Here is a 2916-nt window from a genome sequence, read left to right as displayed (position 1 = left end):
GCCGACCTCGAAGCCGTCAAGGCCCGCGTCGGCGTTCCGGGTCCTGCGCAAGGACTTCATCGCCGACCCGTACCAGGTCGTCGAGGCACGCGCTGCCGGCGCCGACGTCGTGCTGCTCATCGTCGCGGCGCTCGGGCAGGCACAGCTCGTCGAGCTGCACGGCCTCGCCGAGGAACTCGGGATGCGCGTGCTCGTCGAGGCGCACTCCGCCGACGAGGTCTCCCGTGGCCTCGACGCCGGTGCCCGGATCCTCGGGGTGAACGCGCGCGACCTGACCGACTTCTCGCTCGACCGCGACCTCTTCGGCTCGCTGGCCGACCGCATCCCCGACGGCGTGGTCCGCGTCGCCGAGTCCGCGGTCGCCGGTCCTGCCGACGTCGCGCACTACCGCTCCGCGGGTGCCGACGTCGTCCTGGTGGGGGAGGCGCTCGTCACGGGCGACGACCCCGCCGCCACCCTCGCGTCGTTCATCGCCGCAGCGCGGTCCTGACGCCGATCGCTGCGCCAGAGCGCGGCGACCGGGTCCCGTCCCGCGGCTCCCCAGCACGACCCACACGGTCCGGCAGCTCCGGACCCCGCACGGAAGGCACATCGTGACCTCGCTCCGCGAACAGCACGGCCCGTACTTCGGCGACTTCGGCGGGCGGTTCGTCCCCGAGTCGCTCGTCCTGGCGCTCGACGAGCTCGAGGCGGCCTTCCGGGAGGCCTGGGCGGACCCGGCGTTCCGGCAGGAGCTCGACGACCTGCAGCGCGACTACACCGGCCGTCCGTCGATCATCACCGAGGTGCCGCGGTTCGCGAAGCACGCCGGCGGTGCCCGGATCATCCTCAAGCGCGAGGACCTCAACCACACCGGCTCGCACAAGATCAACAACGTGCTCGGCCAGGCCCTCGTCGCGAAGCGCCTCGGCAAGACGCGGCTCATCGCGGAGACCGGCGCCGGCCAGCACGGCGTCGCCACCGCAACGGCCGCCGCGCTCTTCGGCATGGACTGCGTCGTCTACATGGGGGCGGTCGACACCGAGCGCCAGGCCCTGAACGTCGCCCGGATGCGGCTGCTCGGCGCCGAGGTCGTCCCCGTCGAGACCGGGTCCCGCACGTTGAAGGACGCCATCAACGACGCCCTCCGCGACTGGGTGGCGAACGTCGAGCACACCCACTACCTGCTCGGCACGGTCGCGGGTCCGCACCCGTTCCCGGAGATGGTGCGCGAGTTCCACAAGGTGATCGGTGACGAAGCACGGCAGCAGGTCCTCGACAAGGTCGGCCGCCTGCCGGACGCCGTCGCCGCGTGCGTCGGCGGCGGGTCGAACGCGATGGGGATCTTCGACGCGTTCCTCGACGACGAGTCGGTCGCCCTGCACGGGTACGAGGCCGGCGGCGAGGGCCTCGAGACCGGTCGGCACGCGGCGAGCATCTCGCTCGGGCGGACCGGTGTGCTGCAGGGCACGAAGTCGTACCTGATGCAGGACGAGGACGGGCAGACGATCGAGAGCCACAGCATCTCCGCCGGACTCGACTACCCGAGCGTCGGTCCGCAGCACGCGCACCTCGCGGCGATCGGCCGTGCGAAGTACGAGCCCATCACCGACACCGAGGCGATGGAGGCGTTCCGTCTGCTCAGCCGCTCCGAGGGCATCCTGCCGGCGATCGAGTCGTCGCACGCCCTCGCCGGCGCGATCAAGCTCGGCAAGGAGCTCGGCCCCGACGGGGTCATCCTCGTGAACCTGTCCGGCCGCGGCGACAAGGACGTGGCGTCCGCCAGCCGCTACTTCGGCATCCTCGACGAGAGCGCGGTGCAGCTGTGAGCACGAACACGAACGCCTCGGTCGCGTCGACCATCGACGCGGCGAACGCCGAACGCGCCGGGGCGGTCGTCGGGTACCTGCCCGCCGGCTTCCCCGACGTCCAGACCAGCGTCGACGCCGCGGTCGCCCTCGCCGAGAACGGCGTGGACGTCATCGAGCTCGGCCTGCCGTACTCCGACCCGGTCATGGACGGCGCGGTGATCCAGCGGGCCGCCGAGGAGAGCCTGGCGAACGGGTTCAAGGTGGCGCAGGTCTTCGACGCCGTCGAGCAGATCACGAGCCGCGCCGACGTGCCGGTCCTCGTGATGACCTACTGGAACCCGGTCCTCCGCTACGGGGTCGACCGCTTCGCCGACGACCTCGTCGCAGCCGGGGCCTCCGGGCTCATCACCCCGGACCTCATCCCGGACGAGGCCCGGGAGTGGATGGACGCCTCGGAGCGCACACACCTCGACCGCGTCTTCCTCGCCGCCCCGTCGTCGACGGACGCCCGGATGCACCAGGCGGTGGAGGCCAGCCGCGGCTTCGTCTACGCGGTGTCGACGATGGGCGTCACCGGCGCGCGGCTCGGGGTCGACGCCGCAGCCCGGACCGTGGTGTCGCGGCTGCGCGACGCCGGTGTCGACCGGACGTGCGTCGGACTCGGCATCTCGACCGCCGAGCAGGTCGCGGAGGTGCTCGAGTACGCCGACGGCGCGATCGTCGGGTCGGCGTTCGTGCGCGCCCTCGCCGACCTCGGGGTCCGGGGCGTCGCGGACCGCGCGGCGGACCTCACGACCGGCGCGCAGCGCCGCTGACCCAGCGGGCCTCCCGTCCGTGACGGTCCCGTCCGTCACGATCCCCGTCCGTCACGATCCCCGTCCGTCACGATTCCCACAGGACCGTCCGGCACGGTCATGGCGGGCGGTGGTCCGCGCTACAGTGATCGGGGCCGCGGTTCACGGCGGCCCGGCCAGCAAGCACCGAAAGGCGACCGCACCTCCATGCCCCTCCTGAGCATCCCGAGCCCGAGCACCGCCTGGCAGTACTTCGACCTGACGGCCTGGCTGCGCGACACGTATCGGCTGGTCGCTGCCGCTCGACTTCCGCATCCACGCGTACGCGATCT

Annotated in this window: 2 protein-coding genes and 1 pseudogene; all 3 read left to right on the top strand. The window is 72.4% G+C overall.

The window, feature by feature from the left end; genetic code table 11:
• Window positions 1-490, top strand: a pseudogene (locus I59_RS19330) (indole-3-glycerol-phosphate synthase); the annotation flags it as partial.
• A gap of 103 nt (window positions 491-593) precedes the next feature.
• Window positions 594-1808 (top strand): tryptophan synthase subunit beta, encoded by a 1215-nt coding sequence (gene trpB, locus I59_RS05975; protein WP_022903082.1) that lies wholly within the window; start codon window positions 594-596, stop codon window positions 1806-1808.
• Window positions 1805-2605, top strand: coding sequence for a tryptophan synthase subunit alpha (gene trpA, locus I59_RS05970; RefSeq protein ID WP_022903081.1), 801 nt, complete (start codon window positions 1805-1807; stop codon window positions 2603-2605). Before trpB ends, trpA begins: the two co-directional genes overlap by 4 nt.
• Window positions 2606-2916 lie beyond the last annotated feature (311 nt).

Origin of the sequence: Curtobacterium sp. B8, assembly GCF_000333315.1 — a bacterium.
Classification (GTDB): domain Bacteria; phylum Actinomycetota; class Actinomycetes; order Actinomycetales; family Microbacteriaceae; genus Curtobacterium; species Curtobacterium luteum.
The sequence above is the reverse complement of the archived record's forward strand: the minus strand, read 5'-3'. Positions and strand labels throughout refer to the sequence as shown.